Here is a 19857-nt window from a genome sequence, read left to right as displayed (position 1 = left end):
AAAAAGATAAAAAAAGGCTTACATGCCCTCTTATTACCTTATAATTGCTTTATTTATGTGGTATTAACTCATCGCTATCTAAAACAATGGTAACTGGTCCATCATTAATTAACGCACATTTCATATCAGCGCCAAAGATTCCTGTTTCTACATGAATCCCTTGATTTCTTAAGCATTCATTGAAATAATCATAAAGTGGTGAAGATATATCTGGCTTAGCTGCATTAATAAAACTTGGTCTTCTTCCTTTACGACAATCTGCATACAATGTGAACTGTGAAATAGAAAGAATAGAACCTTCGACATCTAATAGTGAACGATTCATTTTCTGGTTTTCATCTTCAAATACTCTTAAATGAATCACTTTTTCTACAAGACGGTCAATAATTTCATGATTATCTTCTTCATTAAATCCAACAAGAATCATATAACCCTTACCAATAGCGCCATGTATTTCTCCATCAATTGTAACGCTTGCTTCTTTTACTCTTTGTAAAACAATTTTCATATTGCTCTCTCCTTACAAAATCATGTTATAATTATACATGATTCTTAAAAGAAAGGAAACAAACTATGATTCATAAGACACTTGCAGATTCTATGCGCCCTATTGGTTTAGATGATGTGATCGGACAGAAACATCTTGTAGGCGAAAATAGATTACTAAAACAATTTGTAAAGAAAGATCATCCCATGTCTATTATCTTATATGGCCCTCCAGGTTGTGGGAAAACTACTATCGCAAAAGCACTTGCTCATGATCTGAATATTCCTTATCGTATCTTTAATGCCTCAACAGGTAATAAGAAAGAAATGGATCAGATTATTACTGAAGCAAAGCTTTCTGAAGGATTGTTTGTAATTGTAGATGAAGTTCATCGTCTAAATAAAGATAAGCAGGACCACCTATTACCCTATATCGAAAGTGGCTTATTGATTATTGCTGGCTGTACAACAGCCAATCCTTATCATTCAATCAATCCTGCCATTCGTTCAAGATGCCATTTATGCGAAGTCAAGCCTTTAAATAATGAAGAAATCGTAGAGGCATGTAAAAGAGCAGCAGTGAGTGAAAGAGGTCTGAATCATCAATACGAAATAGATGAAGATGTTTATGATTATATAGCAAGGATGAGCAGCGGTGATGTACGTTATGCTTATAATTGCCTAGAACTTGCTACCATCTATGCCCCTGATACCCATATAACATTAAATATAATACAAGATGCTGTACCTCGTGCTAATATGCAGTTCGATAAAGACGAGGACCAATATTATGATACTTTAAGCGGTTTACAGAAATCTATCAGAGGATCTGATCCTAATGGTGCTCTTTATTATTTCGCAAAACTAATTGATGCCGGAGACATTGAATCTCTTGAAAGAAGATTGATCACAACTGCCTATGAAGATATAGGCCTTGCCAATCCTAATGCCTGTATGCGTACAGTTCTCGCTTTTCAAGCAGCTAAGACAATTGGTTTTCCTGAAGCAAGAATTCCTCTTGCAAGCTGTATTATAGAATTGGCTTTATCCCCTAAATCAAGATCTAGTGAAGATGCAATCGATGCAGCGCTTGCTTCCTATCACAACGAGCCTCATAAGGCACCTCAGTATATCCGTTTAACACCTGTTGGTGTCGCCGAAGAAGATCGTTATGACTATAATAGACCTGATTTATGGGAATATCTCCAGTATCTTCCTGATGAAATCAAGGATGCACAATTCTATGTGCCTTGGCTGACAAGCCGTTATGAAAAGTCATTGACTGAGAATTACCAAAGGATTCTCAAGCATGGCAGAACAACAAATATCAGAAAACTCAAAAAGGATAAGCCTCGCTAAAGAGACTTATCCTTTTTCATACCACTCTTTAATATCTTTTAAGACGTTCTGAATCGTTGAAGCAAAATCTTCTAGATTCACATCATACCAGTGAACATCAAACTGGTTATTAAACCATGTATATTGCCTTTTCGCATAATTGCGTGAATGTTTCTTGATTTCTTCAATGATTTCTTCTTTTGATTTTAAACCTTCAAAATAATCAAACCACTCTTTATAACCAATCGCCTTCATAGATTGTGCATTACGTGATAAGCCTGAGTCATAGATAGTTCTTACTTCTTCTTCTAATCCCTGTTCAATCATGAAATCAACACGCTTGTTAATACGTTCATATAAAACAGGACGAGGTAATGTGAGCCCTACAAAATAAATATCATAAACAGGCTTATGTTCCTGAGCCTCTAGAATATCACTTTTTCTTTTACCAGATTCCTCATAAATCTCAATAGCACGCAAAACTCTTTGGCGATTATTTGGATGAAGATCCTGTGCAGACTGAAGATCAAATGATGCTAAATACTGATGTAATTCTTCATTTGTATAATGTGCATACTTTGCTTTGATTTCATCATGCTTTGATTCTGTTTCTTCAAAAATATAATCATAAAGAGCCCCTTTAATATAAAGGCCTGTTCCTCCTACGACTATAGGCATATCAATTGTGTCGATATAATGGCGCACTTCTTTCTGGAATTCACTGACAGAAAAAGTTTCATCAGGATTTTTGATATCAATCATATGATGGATAATGCCCTGCATTTCTTCAGGAGTCGCTTTCGCTGTTCCAATATCCATTGTACGGTAGATCTGCATAGAATCACCGCTAATGACTTCTCCATGAAGTGCTTCTGCAAGAGAAACACCCATACGTGTTTTACCTACGGCTGTAGGTCCACAAACTGCAATTACTTTTTTCATACTACAACCCTCTTAAATAACTTTTCTATTTCATAATCACTATAGAATATAATTGTTGGTCTACCGTGAGGACAAACATAAGGATTATCACAACGCATCAAATTATCAACAATAGTCTGCATATCCTGTGTTGTAAGATATGTATTCCCTTTAACACTTGCTTTACATGCAAGTGTCGCAATTGCATGCTCCTGCATTGCAACAATATCCACGCTCTGATTGTTTAATACCTCTTGGATCATTTCATCAATAAAAATCTTCTCATCAATATTCTTCATCCACAAAGGCAGACCACGCACGATATAAGAATGACGGCCAAATGATTCAAGATGAATACCTACTTCTTCTAGCAGTTCCTTATGCTCATCAATAACTAAACATTCACTTTCTGGATATTCAAAAGTAAGTGGAACAATCATTGGCTGTATAGATAAATCAGGATGAGAAAACTTATTCAAGAAATATTCATAATTAATACGTTCCTGAGCAGCATGCTGATCAATGATATAAAAACCACGTTCGTTTTCTCCTAGAATATAAGTGCCTCTTGTTTGTCCAATAACCTTTATTTTTTCTTTAATAGGTTTAAGTGGTTCTTCTTTAGGCTGTACTTTAACTTCGACCTTTTCAGGTTCATAAACAGGTATGTCTTCATGAACTGTTTCAAGAATAGGTTCTTCTTTGACTTCTTCATATACTTCATCAAGAGGAATAGTCATCTGAGCAAGACTTGGCTTAAAAGATGCTTTTTCCGTTTCTCTTGTAGAAGGTTTATAAGTAAGATTCTTTTTAGATAAAGCCTCCTCTAAACCTTTAAGAAGTAATTCCTTAAGTTCTGTTTCTTTAGAAAAACGCACTTCAAGTTTAGCAGGATGAACATTCACATCGACTAAATAAGGGTCTACATCAATCTCTAAAATCGCAATAGGAAATCTTTTATCTGCAAGGTAGCGACGATATACCTCATTGATTGTATTGATTGTTTTCATATTTTTGACATAACGATGATTTACAAGAGTAACAATATGATTTTTTGAAGAGCGCGATGTATCAATTTTAGATATATAACCCGAAACATGGAATTCCTCATTTCCAAAATCGACATGAATCATGTTCTTTGCGACAGGAAGACCATAAATTTCGCTAATTACTTCTAGTAAATTATTTCTACCATTGGTCTTGAATATTGTTTTATGGTCATGTACAAGCGTAAAAGAAATTTCAGGATGTGCTAAAGCAAGACGTTCTACATAAGAATAAATAGCTGCAAATTCAGCATTAATAGACTTCATATATTTAAGTCTCGCAGGCACATTCTGGAAAATACGTTCAACCGTGATCTTTGTACCACGATTCATTGCCACGCTGTCTACTGATTTTCTTTTTCCAAATTCATATTCTACTTTTGTATTTTCTTCTCCATCACTTGTTTCAAGTGTGAAAACACTAATAGAGGCAATAGAAGGAATAGCTTCTCCTCTAAAACCCAATGTTGTGATATTGAATAAATCATTCTCATCTACAATCTTGCTTGTCGCATGACGACTAAAACAAAGAAGCGCATCTGTACGATTCATTCCTATCCCATCATCGATAACAGACATACTGCTTGTACCACCCTGTTCAACAAGAATCGTGATACTTTTTGCCTTGGCATCGATACTATTTTCTGTAAGTTCTTTAATAACACTAGCAGGACGTTCAACAACTTCTCCTGCCGCAATCTTATTGGCTAGATTTTCACTCAATTGTCTAATATGTCCCATATACTCTCCTACAACATCTTCTTTAATTCAATTAATGTACTTAAGGCATCAAGTGGTGATAAACTCATTGGATCAATACCTTTAAGTGTTTCTTCTACGGCACTTGTTTTAACAACAGACTGCACTTCTATATTTTGAAGCTTTTCTTCAATATTGTTGTCTTCTAACGATTTTAAAATCGCATCAGCACGTACAATAACCTGTTCAGGTAATTTTGCCAGTTTCGCAACATTTATACCATAGGACTGACCTGAAGGTCCATCTTCAATATGATATAAGAAACGAATAGAATCATTTGAGATATCAGCACCTGCATGAACATTCTTAATAGAAGCACCTTCCATACGTGTTAATTCATGATAATGCGTTGAAAAGAAAGTCAACGAATGATTATGATTGGCTACATATTCTAAAATACCTTGAGCTAGTGCCATTCCATCAAATGTCGCTGTTCCTCTACCAATTTCATCAAAGATGATTAAAGAATTCTCACTTGCATATTTCAATGCATTATTTGCTTCTAACATTTCTACCATGAAAGTAGACTGACCGCCAATCAGATCATCACTTGCTCCAATACGTGTAAATATTGCATCAAAAACAGGAAGAGTGGCACTTCTTGCCGGCACAAAACATCCAATCTGTGCCATGATCATCGTCAAAGCCATCTGACGCATATAGGTAGATTTACCACCCATATTCGGACCAGTAATCAACATGATTTTTGCATCTTCACCTAAAGACACATCATTCTTAACATAATTTTCTTTTGAAATAACTTCCTCAACAACAGGATGTCTTCCTGCTTCAATATGGATAATATGCTCATCATTGAAAACCGGACGTACATAATCATTACGACCTGATACAAGTGCAAAAGATGTGAAAACATCCACCTTAGCAACAACCTTGGCAACATCCTGTATCTCATGTACAAAGCCTTTGATATACTGTCTAACCTGTGTGAATATTTCATATTCTAAAGCAACAATACGATCCTGTGCAGATAGAATCTTATTCTCCATATCCTTTAGTTCAGGCGTGATAAATCTTTCTGCATTTGATAAGCTCTGTTTTCTTGTATAGTTGAATTCATCCTTAACCAAAGGTAAATAGCTTTTAGTCACTTCGATATAATAACCAAATACACGGTTATACCCCACCTTTAAACCTTTGATTCCAGTACGTTCTTTTTCTTTTTCCTCAAAGGCCATCAGCCATTTTTTTCCATTCTTACGAATATCACGCAATTCATCCAATTCTTTATTGTAGCCATCCTTAATGATATTTCCCTCTTTGATTACTAAAGGTGGATCATCGACAATCGCTTCATCAATTGTCTGGATAATAGGTGATAAATCAACTAACTGCATAGCAAGTTTATTTAATTGTGGATGATCAAGACTTAATAACTGATACTTTAATTCTGGAATCACCTTCAACGAAGAACAAATCCACTTTAAATCTCTCGCATTCACATTTCCAAAAGCCACTCGAGAAGCCAGCTTCTCAATATCATAAATATCATTGATCATATCAATGATTGTTTCTCTTTCTAAGAAGTTATCCATGAACACTTCAACAAGATCGAGTCTTTCTTCAATCTTCTCTTTAGAAATAAGAGGCTGATCAATCCATTGTTTCAATAAACGACCACCCATTGCACTATGTGTATGATCTAATAACCATAATAATGTGCCATATTTTTCATTATTCGCATTCTTAGTGAGTTCTAGTGCTTTTTTAGTAGCACTTTCCATATAAACATAATCTTCCTGTTTCACTTCTACAATCGTCTGAATATATTCCAATTCTCTTTTTTGTGTATCAAGAAGATAATTCAATAGGTTTGCACAGATCTTGATCTGTTTTAAATCATTAATATTCTCAAATATTTTCTTATAGTTATCTTTTATTGTTTCATCTTTAAAAGAAGACATCATCACGCCATCAATAGAAATAGAATCATCTTCCACAACTATTTCTTTAATACCTAACGATTCAATCTTATTACGTAAAAGATGTTCCTTTTTCTCTAGATTTAAACAATAGAATTCACCTGTTGATAAATCAGCATAAGCCAATGTATAAGAGAAATCAAAAACACCTAACGCACCAATAAAGTTATTAACCTTCTCATTTAACTTAAAGTCCATCAAAGTACCAGGTGTAACAATCTGAACAACACCTCTTTCTACAAGACCCTTTGCTTTTGGGTCTGAAAGCTGTTCAACAATAACAACCTTATGACCTTGTTTGACTAATTCTTCTACGTAACCTGTTGCAGCATGAAAAGGAACCCCACACATTGGAACACGTTCTTTTACACCTGCATTTTTTCCTGTTAAAGCAAGATTTAAAGCTTTAGAAGCGACTGCTGCATCATCAAAGAACATTTCATAGAAATCTCCTATACGATACATTACAATTGCATCCTGATAATCTTTTTTTAATTCTAAATATTTCTCCATCATGGGAGAGTATTTTTCTTTTTTCAAAATGATACCCACTCCTAACTCACTCATTATAACATATTTTTAATCAATCATAAGAAGTAATGCTAATTGAGCACTCTTTTCTAATTCATCTATCGTTGTATATTCACTCACACTATGACAATCATTCATAGCACATGCAACTACAATACCTCTGATTCCTTCTTTCACAAATCTATTATTATCAGAACCACCATGTGTAGAAATAAGGTGTGGTGCTAATCCAAGCTTATTACAGGCACGTTTAAAGCGTTCGACAACCTCTTCATCCTCTTCAATTTTATATGCCTCTATATGCACATAATCGCTGAATTCTATATCTCCATGTTCTTTTGCTGCTTCTTCTTCGAAGATCTTCTTTATATAACAGCTCCAGTTAAGTGCATCTTGGTGATCAAAACTTCTTATTTCTCCAGTAATAATAACTTCTCTAGGGACAATATTACGTCCTTCTCCACCCTGAATAGTACCAAAATTGACTGTTGTCTTATCATTCACATGACCATTAGGAATGCGAATTATGGCACTTGAGGCAATCTTTAAGGCATGAATACCATCTTCAGGATTAAAACCTGCATGGGCACTTTTACCCTCAACAACAATCTTAAAAGAAACAATAGAAGGAGCCTCTATTGCTGCTAAGCCTACTTCACCCGCTAAATCAAATGTATAACCAATACGTGATTGAATGCGACCAAAATCATAATAAGCACTTCCTGCATCATAAGGTTCTTCAGCTACGCTGATGGCAAGTTCTATATCACCATGAGAAATATTCTGTTCTTGGATTGTACGAATGGCTTCAATATAAGAAGCAAGTGCAGAGACATCATCAGCACCGAGAACTGTTGTTCCATCACTTGTAATACGTCCATCTTCATGAACAATAGCATGCTTCCCATTACCTGGTGATACAGTATCCATATGTCCTGAAAACATAATAGGCTCTTTATGAACATCACCTTTCAATACCGCATAAATATTCCCTGCTTCAAAGCCTTCTATAGGCATTTCTATACACTCCATATGACATTCTTTAAAAACCTTCATCAAATAGTCTTTCATCTTCTTTTCATGATAGGATTCACTATCAATAGAAACCATTTCACAAAATGTCTGAGCAAGTCTTTCTTTATTAATTACCATGAATATTCCCCTTAAAATCAAAAATGGAAGGAATATATTATTCCTTCCATCCTCCTATTATCTGTTACCTGAATTTGAAGAGTCTTTTAATAAGACATCATGTGCGCCACCTTCAACGATTGAAGTTGCAGACACAAGCTGGATCTTCGCTTTTTCCTGTAATTCAGCAATTGTAAGTGCCCCGCAGTTACACATTGTATGCTTCATCTTGCTTAATGATAAACTAACGTTATCTTTTAAGCTACCAGCATATGGCACATAAGAATCTACACCTTCTTCAAATGAAAGCTTCTTATCTCCGCCTAAGTCATATCTCTGCCAGTTTCTAGCACGTGCAGAACCTTCACCCCAGTATTCTTTCATATACTGACCGTTGATGTTTACCTTGTTAGTTGGTGATTCATCAAAACGAGAGAAGTAACGACCTAACATAATGAAATCAGAACCCATTGCAAGAGCAAGAGTCATATGGTAATCATGAACGATACCACCATCAGAACAGATTGGGATATAAATACCAGTTTCTTTGAAGTATGCATCTCTTGCTTCAGCTACTTCAATAGTTGCAGTTGCCTGGCCTCTACCGATACCTTTCTGTTCACGAGTGATACAGATAGATCCGCCACCAATCCCGATTTTGATGAAGTCAGCACCAGCTTCTGCTAAGAATCTAAATCCTTCACCATCTACAACGTTACCAGCACCAACTTTTACAGTATCACCATAGTGTTCTCTGATCCATGCGATAGTGTTAGCCTGCCAAGCTGAATAACCTTCAGAAGAGTCGATACATAATACATCTACACCTGCTTCAATTAATGCAGGAACTCTTTCTGCAAAGTCTCTTGTGTTGATACCAGCACCAACAACATAACGTTTAGATTCATCTAATAATTCATTAGGATTTGATTTTCTTGATTCATAATCCTTTCTGAATACGAAATATAGAAGTCTATTATCATCATCAATAATTGGTAAAGCATTTAATTTGTTTTCCCAGATAATATCATTTGCTTCTTTTAAAGTAATATCTTTATGTCCGCATACTAACTTATCAAAAGGTGTCATGAAATCAACAACTTTTTCATTTTCATCCATACGGCTGACACGGTAATCTCTACCAGTCACTAAACCAATCAAACGACCATTTGCTGTACCATCTTCAGTAACAGCCATAGTTGAATGACCAGTCTTTTCTTTAAGTGCAAGAACATCTGCTAAAGTATCATTCGCGCTTAAGTTAGAATCACTTGGCACGAAACCTGCCTTATAGTTTTTAACACGTCTTACCATTGCTGCCTGTGATTCAATTGTCTGTGAACCATAGATAAATGAACATCCACCTTCTCTTGCTAAAGCAACTGCCATACCATCATCAGATACAGCCTGCATAACTGCAGATACAAGAGGGATATTTAATGAAAGTGCTGGTTCTTCACCTTTCTTGAATTTAACTAAAGGTGTCTTTAAACTAACATTCTGTGGCTGGCATTCTTCACTAGAATAACCAGGAATCAATAAATATTCATTAAAAGTGTGTGAGGGTTCATTAAAAATATGTGCCATAATAATCTCCTTTTTATATAAATTATATTCAATAATAAACATTTAAAAACATTTAGTCAATAGCTTTTAATAATTCTTCATTGATGATTGTTTCAACTTGTATAAGGTAATCATTTACTTCACTTTTTAGATTCAAATAATTCACAATGAGAGGATGATTTTCAAAGTATTCTTTCTTCTTTGAATAAGCCTTCATCTCTTCTTCGGTCAGTTCACCAAGTGCCTTCTTTTTTAGAATAATCTGGCTATCTTCTTTGATTTCATCTTCTAAAGCCAGCAATTCAGGGTGCTGCTTTAAGGCCTCTTCATACTTCTTAAATTCCTGAATAAGCGGATCACTTAGAATCAGCTTATTTAAAGCTTCTGCCTGAGTCTTAGTTGCTGCTTTCAACCTGTTCCCCTGTTAAAGCCCATGTCTTTGCTTCAGTCACACGAACATCAACAATCTGTCCCACCATTGAGGCATCACCTTTAAAGTTAATTAACTTGTTATGTTCTGTATAACCTGATAAAACATCTGGGTTCTTCTTAGATGGACCTTCTACAAGTACTTTAACAACCTGTCCTAAGTATTTCTGATTGGCTTCATTTGCGTATTTATTTACAAGTTCATTTAAGCGATATAAACGCTGCTCCTTATCACTAAGAGGGACATTGTCTTCCATCTTTGCCGCAGGAGTACCTTCTCTAGGTGAATAAATAAATGTATAAGCTAAATCATACTTACAATAGTTATATAAAGATAAAGTATCCTGGAACTGTTCTTCTGTTTCATTTGGGAAACCAACAATGATATCTGTTGTCACAGTGCAGTCCGGAATCTTTTCTTTAATCATATCAAATAGTTTTAAATAGCTTTCCTTTGAATAACGTCTACCCATCAGCTGTAAAACATCATCATTTCCTGACTGAACAGGTAAATGGATAGAAGGCATGATATTATCATACTTAGCGATAATATCAATCATATCCTCATTAAAGTCCCAAGGATGGCTTGTAGTGAATCGAATACGATCAATACCAGTCTTTGCGACAGCTTCTAATAATGTTGCAAAGTCAGTGCCGTTATTTAAATCCTTACCATAAGAGTTAACATTCTGTCCAAGTAATGTAATTTCTTTATAGCCGCTATTCTTTAATTCTTCTACTTCCTTGATAATTTCTTCTAATTCACGAGAACGTTCCTTACCTCTTGTATAAGGAACAATACAATAAGTACAGAATTTATTGCATCCATACATAATATTGACCCATGCCTTGTAGTTATTGGCACGATGACTTGGAAGATTTTCAATAACATCCCCTTCCTTAGACCAGACTTCAAGAACAAGTTCCTTTTCTAACATAGCCTGTTTTAATAGAACTGGGAGACGGTGGATATTATGTGTACCGAAAATAAGATCGACCTGAGGGAATTTCTCTAGAATCTTATTAACAACTACTTCCTCCTGTGCCATACAGCCGCATATACCAAAAATCAGATTTGGTCTAGTCTTCTTAATGTTCTTCAAGTAACCTATCTTACCAAATACTTTTTCTTCAGCATTTTCTCTGATTGCGCAGGTATTTAATAATACAACATCTGCCTGTTTTACTTCGTCAGTATGAGTATAACCCATCATTTCTAAGATACCTGATAATGTTTCAGTATCTCTTTCATTCGCTTGACATCCATAAGTCTGGATATAATATGTCTGTCCTTTTCCAATCCCCACCATATCTGCAGGAATCTCGAATGCATCATCTAAATGTTGTACTTCAGTACGACCTCTAGAACGTGCATCCTTTAAAGAAGGACCTTTAAAATATTTACTATAATCTTTCATAAACGCTCCTTTTCGACACCATTATAACAAATACCCCTCATAAAAAAAACCCTCTAAATTGGGGTAAAAGTATTAAATTAAAAACATATAGACGACAAGTGGAATAGTCAAAATAGAGATTAATGTCGTCATAAAGATTGTCTTAGCTGCTAATTCACTATCTCCGCCATATTTATTAGTAAATAAGACAGCAGAACTACCTACTGGCATAGATAACATAATCAAAGTCAATCCTCTTAAATAATGATCCTTGATCAAAAATGCAATAATTGGATAGGCAATAATCGGTAAAATCAGCTGCTTGACTAGTGTATAAACGTAGACACGTAATTCATTAAATACTTTTTTAATATTCATAGCACCAAGTGTAACACCGATAATAATCATCGCTAAAGGCGTTGTCATATCGCCTATCATACCTGTAAAATCTGTTACAATCTTAGGCGCTCTTATATGCATCAAATAGAGAATAAGTGCTAGAAATGAACATATCACGCCCGGCGTAATCAAATTCTTAAAATTCAGTTTATTGTTTCCCTGCTGGCCAATTCCAATCAAATATACACCTAAAGTAAAAAGCATAATATTAAAAACCATGCCAAATAAAGATGTGTGGAAAACAGAATCATTTCCAAATATAGCTTTCATAATAGGATAACCAATAAAGCCAATATTAGAAAATACTGTCATAAATACATATAAACCCGTTTGATTTTTTGGCACATGCAATAATTTATTAAAAAGTACACCTATAAAAGGTGTTATAACATAAGTAACAACTGCAATACCTAAAATAGTAAAGATTGTTTTTGAGTCACTGTACTTTTCTGTACATAATACAGAATTCAATACCATACAAGGTGTCGTGACCGATAAAACTAGAGATGTGAGTTTACTATTAGTATTCAAATCTAAAATATTTACTCTATACAATAAAAAGCCTAACCCCATCAAGCCAAACAATACAATCATCTGCCCTATAACGACTTTAATATCCATAAAATCTCCCTTCTAAACAAAAAAAGCACAGGAATTCACCTGTGCCTTAAAATGCATCTTATCCAAAGAAACCGTCAGGCTGGATTGAGAAGTACATATAACTTCCTTCTGGAGTCTTTTTAAATAAAGACTTACAATGTGCAGCAGCATCTTCTGGTGATAATTCTGTTTCACATTCAAAAGTAGCTTTAATACCAGCTTTGCTTACATACTTTAATTCTACTTTGTCATCCTTATATCCATCAAAAAAAGTAACTAACTTCTGCACCTGTGCAGTCTGCATTAAAATTTTACATTTAGCCATAAAAATAATGTCCTCCTTCAATAACTAGAAACATTATACTGTATTCTTTACAAAAAGTGAAGACGCTTTCCTTCATTTTCACTTAAACTTTACCTGAGGGTCAATTCTTATTCTTTCAATATTCTTACACTTGTTACCATCAAAATGAAGCAATGTCGCACATAGCTGTCCTTCATCTTCAGCCACTCTAAAAGGTGTCATAATACCTTTTATACTACGTTCAATGATTCCCTCTTTTTCACAGCCAATAACACTTTCATAAGGTCCTGTCATACCAACATCACACTGAAAAGCAGTTCCATTCGGAAGAATCTTTTCATCTCCTGTAGGAACATGGGTATGTGTACCAAGCACTGCGCTGACACGTCCATCGACATAATAGCCAAAAGCAATCTTTTCACTTGTCGCTTCACCATGAAAGTCAATGATATGGATATCACTGTCATCTTCTTCTAAGACAGGATCAATTGCTTCAAAAGGATTCTGTGGTTTTCCATCCATAAATGTAAGACCAAGTAAGTTTGTTACTCTGATTTTCTTTCCTTTTACTTCAATGACTCTAGAACCTACTCCAGGCATCGCCTTAGGCTTATTTAGTGGAACAATTAGTTTATCTGCTTCATCTATATATTCAAAGATTTCTTTCTTAGAATAAGTATGATTTCCCATTGTAATCAAAGAAATACCATGAGACAGTAATTCATCATAGTGTTTCTGTAGTAATCCTTTACCATGGCTTGTATTCTCACCATTCGCTATAACACATTCTACACTATATTTCTCTACAATTTTTGGGAGGTACGTTGCAATCATTTTACGTCCTGTCTTACCAAAAATATCACCAATAAATAATATATTCATTTTTGTTCACATCCTTAAATAAAAAGTAGATAGGGATGATCCTATCTACTTAGCTATTTCATTAGCACGAATCTCACGGATCACAGTTACTTTAATATGTCCTGGGTAAGTGAGTTCGGTTTCAATCTTTTCTTTGACATCTCTTGCAAGTTTGTGTGCCTTTAAGTCATCAATCTTTTCTGGATTAACGATTACTCTGATTTCACGACCTGCCTGGATGGCAAATACATTATCCACACCGTCAAACTGTTTAGGTAATTCTTCAAGTTTTTCAAGTCTCTGGATATAATTTTCAATTTTCTCACTTCGACTACCAGGTCTAGCAGCTGATAGTGTATCTGCTGCAGAGACCAGTACTGCAATAATTGATGTTACTGGAACATCTCCATGATGTGATTCAATTGCATTGATTACAGTCGCATTTTCACCAAATTTCTTAGCGAATTTTGCACCTAATTCAACATGACTTCCTTCCATTTCATGGTCAACTGCTTTTCCTAAGTCATGCAATAAACCAGCACGTTTAGCAAGCTGCTGATTTAATCCAAGTTCAGCGGCCATAATACCGGCAAAATGAGCCACCTCTAATGAATGCTGTAAAGCATTCTGTCCATAACTTGTGCGATATTTCAACTTACCAATCATCATGACAAGTTCTTTGTTCATTCGAGATAATCCTAATTCAAAGACAGCATCCTGCCCTGCCTTTAAAATAGTATCATCAAGATCTTTTTTAGTCTTAGCAACAACTTCCTCAATACGTCCTGGCTGAATACGCCCATCATGAATTAATGTTTCAAGTGATAAACGTGCCACTTCACGACGAATTGGATCAAAACATGATAATGTAATCACTTCTGGAGTATCATCAATAATCAAATCTACACCAGTTGCATTTTCAATCGCTTTAATATTACGACCTTCACGGCCAATAATACGACCCTTCATTTCTTCACTTGGAAGAGCAACTACACTGACTGTGCGTTCAATGACTTCTTCCTGAGAATAACGGTTAAGGGCATTCGCAATGATATCTTTTGCAAATAGTGAAGCCTTTGTTTTTGCTTCATCTTCCTGTTCTTTGATATAAGCAGTGACTTCAGTCTCCATACGCTGTTCTACCTGCTTGAAGAGTTCAGCTTTTGCCTCCTGTGCAGACATAGCTGCAATTTTTTCAAGTTCGGCTACTTTTTCATCAATCTGATGCTGTAGTTTTTCTTCCTTGACCTCTAGTTCCGCCTTTTTCTTATTTAATTGTTGGCTTCTTGCTTCAAGAGCATCTTCCTTCCCCTGTAAAGAAATATCTCTACGGTCGATGTTCTGTTCACGTTGTAATAGCTTATTTTCAAACTTAGTCAATTCTAAGCGCTGCTGCTTTGCTTCTTTTTCAGCTTCAAGCTTATATTCATAAGCTTTTGTTTTTGCATCAAGCGTTGCTTCTTTAATTAGATTGTCTGCTTTTGTATTAGCTTCTTCAACAATTGTTTTGGCATCTGTATTTGCTTTAGAAATTTTTAAACGGATATATAAATAATAACATCCTATACCTAAAAGAAATACAAGAACATAGGTCAAGACTTTAATTAAGCTCATATATAAGTCCTCCGTGTCCTATGTATAAAAGTGCTAAAAAGCACTAGTTATATTATAAGGTATTTATATAAACTTTTCAATCATACAAACACGAAAAAAGCAGTCTTCCATTAAGACTACTTACTTGATTTAAGGGGATTTGTCATCAATAAAGTTGTATTAAACTTATCTAAAAGTTCCTCTAATTCTATATCATTGTTGTTTTCAATAAAATTATGATTTATGCATCCCATGATTGCATAAGTATAAAATAAAATAAGATCATCAAACTTTTCATCAGATATATCAACAATAAAGTTATCTAATAAGTATTCTGTAAATATTTTTTTGAAAACAACAAATAGATAATGATCTAACTGATTGCGACTCATTGAGAAAGCAATATGTCTAATAGCACGACGATTTTCTACCAGAAATTTCAGGGCTTTCTCTGAGCATTCACTCCAGGATGCACCATCTTCAAACATTTGTTCAATGGTTGCTAAATGATCTTTAAAGATTGTTTCAATCAAGGAATAGATATCTGCAAAGTGATAATAGAAAGTGTTTCTATTAATACCACATTGATCTGCAATATCCTGGATAGTAATCTTATCAAGAGTTTTTTCCTCAACAAGTTCTAAGAATGTTTTTATAATAAGCTGTTCTGTTTTCTTCATATTTACACCATAATTCAATAAAAGGCGGAATCATCCGCCTGAAAATGAGACTATTTACGCATCAGCTTCTTCATTTCCAAAAAGCTGTGCTTTAACTTTTTCTTCTACTTCTGCAAAGATGGCAGGATGTTCAAGAAGGAAATTCTTCGCATTTTCTCTTCCCTGTCCAATTTTTTCACCATTATAAGCGTACCAGGCACCTGATTTTTCCACAATATCGCCTTCAACTGCTAAATCAAGAATTTCACCATCACGTGAAATGCCTTTACCATAGATGATATCAACCTGAGTTGTCTTAAATGGAGGTGCTACTTTATTCTTGACAACCTTGATATTGGCTTTATTACCAACAATCTCACCATTCTGTTTGATCTGTTCACTTCTTCTAATTTCTACACGTACAGAAGAATAGAACTTCAAGGCACGGCCACCAGTTGTTGTTTCCGGATTACCATACATAACCCCGATCTTTTCACGTAACTGGTTAATAAAGATTACTGTGCAGTTCGTTTTATTCATAACACCTGAAAGTTTTCTTAAGGCCTTACTCATTAAACGTGCCTGTAAGCCAACTGCCGCATCACCCATTTCACCATCTAATTCAACCTGAGGAACTAAAGCAGCAACTGAGTCAATAACGATCAAATCAATCACACCAGAACGCACCAGCATTTCAGCAATTTCTAATGCCTGCTCACCACTATCTGGCTGTGAAAGAATCAATTCATCAATATCAACACCTAAATTCTTTGCATAGACAGGGTCAATGGCATGCTCAGCATCAATAAATGCTGCTTTACCACCCTGTTTTTGCGCCTGGGCAATCGCATGCAATGTAAGAGTTGTTTTACCACTTGATTCAGGACCATAAATCTCAATAATACGTCCTTTAGGGTAACCACCAATACCTAATGCTTTATCAAGGGTTAAAGAGCCTGAAGGGATAACGTCTACATCCACCGCTGCACGATCTCCAAGACGCATCACAGACCCTTTACCAAATTTCTTTTCAATTTGACTGATAGCATCATCCAATGCTGCATCAGTATCTTTTACCGCTGACTTCTTTTCTTTCGCCATAAACATATACCTCCATACATATTCATACGATTATTATTTGTAAATTACTTCAAAATTTCAGAAATCTTCATTTTTCCAATCGCAATAGCCTGTTCCACAATCTGCTTGCGACTTCCTGACAATTCATATTCATAAGTATGAACATCACTCTTATAGGCAATACCAATATAAATGAGACCTACTTTCTTGCCTTCCATGGCATCTGGACCGGCATTGCCTGTAAAAGAAATACAAAGATCTGTATCGAACATTTTCTGTCCATTAATGCACATAAGCCCTGCCACTTCATTAGATACAACACCATAAGTGTCAATGACTTCCTGAGGGATGCCTAACACCTTATGCTTGATAATGTTCTGATAGCTGACAAGACTTCCCTTATAAACAGCAGAAACTCCTGGAACGGATCCAAGAGCTGCTGCAAAGTTTCCTACTGTAAAACTTTCAACACTAGAAATAGAAACATTCTTTTCTATCAATAGTCTTACTATTTCTTCCATTTTACATACTCTCCATGATTAAATCTCTATTCTTCCAAAAATAATCAACACCTGATAATAATGAAACACATGCGGCAACATTAATAACATAGTTTGCAAATGGAATATCCCATAATGCAAAGATCGGGTTATTTAATAGAAGAAGACAAATACCTACCATCTGAGTCACTGTCTTCAATTTTCCATAAATACTTGCAGCAAGTACTCTATTAGAGCCAGAGGCTACAAGACGAACACCATCCACAAAAGTATCTCTTAAAATCATAACAAGAAGTGCTAGAACTGACATCTTATTATTCCAGGAAAGTAAGATTAATGCAGAGTTAACAAGCATCTTATCTGCAATTGGATCAACAAACTTTCCAAATGTAGTGACAAGATGATTTTTTCTTGCAAGGTAGCCATCTAAAAAGTCAGTAATAGAAGCACCTAAGAATATAACAAAGGCAAGTAGCTGAATAACGGAAATATCAGTAAATAGGAAATGAATCTGAGGCACACTAATATCTGTATAATAAGGACATAAATATAAAATTATAAATACTGGTACAAGACACAAACGTGTTACTGTTAATCTATTTGGTAAATTCATCTTACTTCTCCAATGTCAAATAAGTATATTTCAATCCAGATTCAGCCTTTTCTTCATCTGTTAATGGCACTTCAACATCATCAACATAAACCTTTACACCAGACTGTTCACCACTTACAAGTCTTAATGTATTGAATTCTGCAGTATTGAGTGTCAATTCAACACTATCACCTTCATTATATACCTTACCTTCAAATTCAGTATATTTAGCACGGTTTACATAAAGGCTTCCCCAGCATTTCTTAGAATATTCAACCTTTAACTTGAATGTTTCTGCATTAGAATCCTTTAATTTAAAATTATAATTTAAATCACTATTTCTAGTATAAGTAACAGCTGGTGTTTCATCCTTCTTTGGAGTTGTCTTGTCTTTCTTCTTTGATGGTTTCTTAGTTACTTCACCTGCTGCTGTCTGCTGGTCAGATGTAAATGATGGTGCATCAACATTTGACTTTGTTTTACTGATTGCAAAGAAAGCCACTAAGAAAATCATTGCCACTAATAATACTATAATAATCACTCTTATGACATTTAAATGACTTTTATTACCCATAACACCTTTATTTGAATTTGTAAACGGTGGCTTTTCAAAACGGAAAGCTTTAGCTTTTTCCTCATCGGCAGACTGTCTCTTCTTTACTTCCTCATTCTGCTGTTCTGCTTCCTGTAGTTCTTCTAACTCAATTTTCTGAGTAAGATTTAAATACTCATTCTGTACTTCTTTTTCATTTATATCAAGAGCGCGACAAATCTTTCTTAAATACATTTTCACATAAGCTTCTTCACCTTGATAATGATCAAAGTCACCATTTTCTAAATCTTTAATAATCGCAACTGAAAGCATTGTCTGAGAAGATAATTCCTCTACAGTTAATCCTTTCTCCTCTCTCGTTTTCTTTATTATTTCACTAATATTCATTTCAAAGCCTCCTTGCATTTATGTCAAGTCTATTTAACCACAAATAGTGACATTTTACAACTATTATAGACAGACAAAAAAGACGGTCCCCCAAATGGAAACCATCTATGAGTCTGCTCTTATAAGCCGTGTTCTGTTTTTCAACTCATCATTTATCTTAGATTACTCTACCTAGCATCCGTTCAATTCCTTTTGCTAGACTCCCCTACCAAAATTTGGGTTTCTGCCTCGCGAAGTTTACCCCTTTTCACCCTGTCATTTCTAACAGTATTCGTTTCTGTGGCACTTTATGGCTAGTTCCATATCTTACGACTTAGGCGTTCACCGTTGTCATTTCTGCCTGAGGTTATTAGCCTCAGCACGATCACTACTATCATCTCAGATAGTGGCAGCACGGACTTTCCTCTGTTTCCAGCGATCAGTTCTCGCAGACACATATTAGTCTTTATTTTTATGATAGACTTCTCTTTCTAATTGAGAAATACGTCTGAGGACATCGACATTGTTATTCAAGTTCTCTTCCATGACGCGTGCATTATCTCTCTGTTCCTGTCTTTCTCTTAATAATTCATTGAGTTTTCTTCTTAAAGCACTATTCTCTTTTTGAAGACTTTCAATTTCATCATAAGAATCATTCAGCATAGATTGGAAATTCAGATAATCTTCTTTCACAATATCAAGATAACTATCTACCTCATTTGCGCTATAGCCTTTTGATTCAATAGAAAATTCTTTATTAAGGATTCTTTTCGGGCTTAATCGAATCTTGTTTTCCATCGTCTTCA

19 protein-coding genes and 1 other RNA gene are annotated in these 19857 nt (G+C 35.0%); 1 reads left to right on the top strand and 19 read right to left on the bottom strand.

From position 1 onward, the window contains the following. Positions 1 to 49: 49 nt before the first annotated feature. Positions 50 to 508 (bottom strand): D-aminoacyl-tRNA deacylase, encoded by a 459-nt coding sequence (gene dtd / locus B2S90_RS08645; protein WP_006505489.1) that lies wholly within the window; start codon positions 506 to 508, stop codon positions 50 to 52. 68 nt (positions 509 to 576) lie between these two features. On the opposite strand from dtd, the gene B2S90_RS08640 reads away from it, so the two are divergent. Further along, positions 577 to 1845: a replication-associated recombination protein A gene (locus B2S90_RS08640; protein WP_147556442.1), complete on the top strand. Its 1269-nt coding sequence runs from the start codon at positions 577 to 579 to the stop codon at positions 1843 to 1845. A gap of 6 nt (positions 1846 to 1851) precedes the next feature. On the opposite strand, the gene miaA is transcribed toward B2S90_RS08640, so the two are convergent. From miaA to B2S90_RS08550, 18 genes are all read right to left on the bottom strand, one after another. Beyond that, a complete protein-coding gene (gene miaA, locus B2S90_RS08635; RefSeq protein WP_055233759.1) occupies positions 1852 to 2766 on the bottom strand; it encodes a tRNA (adenosine(37)-N6)-dimethylallyltransferase MiaA in 915 nt (304 codons plus the stop codon). Further along, a complete protein-coding gene (gene mutL / locus B2S90_RS08630) occupies positions 2763 to 4532 on the bottom strand; it encodes a DNA mismatch repair endonuclease MutL (protein ID WP_278860784.1) in 1770 nt (589 codons plus the stop codon). The genes miaA and mutL overlap by 4 nt, the downstream gene beginning before the upstream one ends. An 8-nt stretch (positions 4533 to 4540) precedes the next feature. Further along, positions 4541 to 7030 carry a DNA mismatch repair protein MutS gene (gene mutS / locus B2S90_RS08625; RefSeq protein WP_414630689.1) on the bottom strand — a complete coding sequence of 830 codons (2490 nt, stop codon included), beginning with the start codon at positions 7028 to 7030 and terminating at the stop codon, positions 4541 to 4543. Between the two features lie 39 nt (positions 7031 to 7069). Continuing rightward, positions 7070 to 8173 (bottom strand): M20/M25/M40 family metallo-hydrolase, encoded by a 1104-nt coding sequence (locus tag B2S90_RS08620; RefSeq protein ID WP_278778786.1) that lies wholly within the window; start codon positions 8171 to 8173, stop codon positions 7070 to 7072. A 57-nt stretch (positions 8174 to 8230) separates the two neighbouring features. Further along, the gene (locus B2S90_RS08615) at positions 8231 to 9739 is read right to left on the bottom strand and encodes an IMP dehydrogenase (protein ID WP_006505483.1); all 1509 of its coding nucleotides are present in this window, start codon (positions 9737 to 9739) and stop codon (positions 8231 to 8233) included. A gap of 52 nt (positions 9740 to 9791) precedes the next feature. Then, positions 9792 to 10130, bottom strand: coding sequence for a YlbF family regulator (locus B2S90_RS08610; RefSeq protein ID WP_055289215.1), 339 nt, complete (start codon positions 10128 to 10130; stop codon positions 9792 to 9794). Continuing rightward, complete coding sequence (miaB, locus tag B2S90_RS08605) at positions 10114 to 11565, bottom strand: tRNA (N6-isopentenyl adenosine(37)-C2)-methylthiotransferase MiaB (RefSeq protein ID WP_278778784.1); 1452 nt, start codon at positions 11563 to 11565, stop codon at positions 10114 to 10116. The genes B2S90_RS08610 and miaB overlap by 17 nt, the downstream gene beginning before the upstream one ends. Positions 11566 to 11637: 72 nt before the next feature. Beyond that, complete coding sequence (locus B2S90_RS08600; protein ID WP_278778782.1) at positions 11638 to 12564, bottom strand: AEC family transporter; 927 nt, start codon at positions 12562 to 12564, stop codon at positions 11638 to 11640. Positions 12565 to 12622: 58 nt separating this feature from the next. Then, a complete protein-coding gene (locus tag B2S90_RS08595) occupies positions 12623 to 12868 on the bottom strand; it encodes a hypothetical protein (RefSeq protein ID WP_022424184.1) in 246 nt (81 codons plus the stop codon). A gap of 78 nt (positions 12869 to 12946) precedes the next feature. Then, positions 12947 to 13729, bottom strand: coding sequence for a TIGR00282 family metallophosphoesterase (locus B2S90_RS08590; protein WP_055233753.1), 783 nt, complete (start codon positions 13727 to 13729; stop codon positions 12947 to 12949). Positions 13730 to 13774: 45 nt separating this feature from the next. Then, on the bottom strand, positions 13775 to 15322 hold the full coding sequence (rny, locus tag B2S90_RS08585) for a ribonuclease Y (RefSeq protein WP_055289219.1): 1548 nt from the start codon (positions 15320 to 15322) through the stop codon (positions 13775 to 13777). A gap of 116 nt (positions 15323 to 15438) precedes the next feature. Then, on the bottom strand, positions 15439 to 15981 hold the full coding sequence (locus B2S90_RS08580) for a TetR/AcrR family transcriptional regulator C-terminal domain-containing protein (RefSeq protein WP_055233752.1): 543 nt from the start codon (positions 15979 to 15981) through the stop codon (positions 15439 to 15441). A 54-nt stretch (positions 15982 to 16035) separates the two neighbouring features. Beyond that, positions 16036 to 17067, bottom strand: a complete 1032-nt coding sequence (gene recA, locus B2S90_RS08575; protein WP_422652254.1) for a recombinase RecA — start codon at positions 17065 to 17067, stop codon at positions 16036 to 16038. Between the two features lie 38 nt (positions 17068 to 17105). Further along, positions 17106 to 17561, bottom strand: a complete 456-nt coding sequence (locus B2S90_RS08570) for a CinA family protein (protein WP_006505474.1) — start codon at positions 17559 to 17561, stop codon at positions 17106 to 17108. A 1-nt stretch (position 17562) separates the two neighbouring features. Then, positions 17563 to 18153, bottom strand: a complete 591-nt coding sequence (pgsA, locus tag B2S90_RS08565) for a CDP-diacylglycerol--glycerol-3-phosphate 3-phosphatidyltransferase (RefSeq protein WP_055233751.1) — start codon at positions 18151 to 18153, stop codon at positions 17563 to 17565. A 1-nt stretch (position 18154) separates the two neighbouring features. Further along, positions 18155 to 19072, bottom strand: a complete 918-nt coding sequence (locus B2S90_RS08560; RefSeq protein ID WP_055233750.1) for a helix-turn-helix domain-containing protein — start codon at positions 19070 to 19072, stop codon at positions 18155 to 18157. Between the two features lie 121 nt (positions 19073 to 19193). Next, positions 19194 to 19498: RNase P RNA component class B (rnpB, locus tag B2S90_RS08555), an RNA gene on the bottom strand. Between the two features lie 12 nt (positions 19499 to 19510). Then, positions 19511 to 19849, bottom strand: a complete 339-nt coding sequence (locus tag B2S90_RS08550) for a DivIVA domain-containing protein (protein WP_055233749.1) — start codon at positions 19847 to 19849, stop codon at positions 19511 to 19513. Between the last annotated feature and the right edge of the window lie 8 nt (positions 19850 to 19857).

The sequence above is a fragment of the Catenibacterium sp. UBA627 genome (assembly GCF_002299355.1).
In the GTDB taxonomy this organism is placed as follows: domain Bacteria; phylum Bacillota_I; class Bacilli_A; order Erysipelotrichales; family Coprobacillaceae; genus Catenibacterium; species Catenibacterium mitsuoka.
This window is presented reverse-complemented; position numbering and strand designations above follow the sequence as displayed.

What these genes read in the sequence shown, in the direction of transcription:
- B2S90_RS08620 (WP_278778786.1), bottom strand. Translation starts at nt 8,173, where the DNA reads ATGGTAATTAATAAAGAAAGACTTGCTCAGACATTTTGTGAAATGGTT.
- B2S90_RS08590 (WP_055233753.1), bottom strand. Translation starts at nt 13,729, where the DNA reads ATGAATATATTATTTATTGGTGATATTTTTGGTAAGACAGGACGTAAA.
- B2S90_RS08580 (WP_055233752.1), bottom strand. Translation starts at nt 15,981, where the DNA reads ATGAAGAAAACAGAACAGCTTATTATAAAAACATTCTTAGAACTTGTT.
- B2S90_RS08600 (WP_278778782.1), bottom strand. Translation starts at nt 12,564, where the DNA reads ATGGATATTAAAGTCGTTATAGGGCAGATGATTGTATTGTTTGGCTTG.
- rny (WP_055289219.1), bottom strand. Translation starts at nt 15,322, where the DNA reads ATGAGCTTAATTAAAGTCTTGACCTATGTTCTTGTATTTCTTTTAGGT.
- pgsA (WP_055233751.1), bottom strand. Translation starts at nt 18,153, where the DNA reads ATGAATTTACCAAATAGATTAACAGTAACACGTTTGTGTCTTGTACCA.
- dtd (WP_006505489.1), bottom strand. Translation starts at nt 508, where the DNA reads ATGAAAATTGTTTTACAAAGAGTAAAAGAAGCAAGCGTTACAATTGAT.
- B2S90_RS08615 (WP_006505483.1), bottom strand. Translation starts at nt 9,739, where the DNA reads ATGGCACATATTTTTAATGAACCCTCACACACTTTTAATGAATATTTA.
- mutL (WP_278860784.1), bottom strand. Translation starts at nt 4,532, where the DNA reads ATGGGACATATTAGACAATTGAGTGAAAATCTAGCCAATAAGATTGCG.
- miaA (WP_055233759.1), bottom strand. Translation starts at nt 2,766, where the DNA reads ATGAAAAAAGTAATTGCAGTTTGTGGACCTACAGCCGTAGGTAAAACA.
- B2S90_RS08595 (WP_022424184.1), bottom strand. Translation starts at nt 12,868, where the DNA reads ATGGCTAAATGTAAAATTTTAATGCAGACTGCACAGGTGCAGAAGTTA.
- B2S90_RS08560 (WP_055233750.1), bottom strand. Translation starts at nt 19,072, where the DNA reads ATGAATATTAGTGAAATAATAAAGAAAACGAGAGAGGAGAAAGGATTA.
- recA (WP_422652254.1), bottom strand. Translation starts at nt 17,067, where the DNA reads ATGTTTATGGCGAAAGAAAAGAAGTCAGCGGTAAAAGATACTGATGCA.
- B2S90_RS08570 (WP_006505474.1), bottom strand. Translation starts at nt 17,561, where the DNA reads ATGGAAGAAATAGTAAGACTATTGATAGAAAAGAATGTTTCTATTTCT.
- miaB (WP_278778784.1), bottom strand. Translation starts at nt 11,565, where the DNA reads ATGAAAGATTATAGTAAATATTTTAAAGGTCCTTCTTTAAAGGATGCA.
- B2S90_RS08550 (WP_055233749.1), bottom strand. Translation starts at nt 19,849, where the DNA reads ATGGAAAACAAGATTCGATTAAGCCCGAAAAGAATCCTTAATAAAGAA.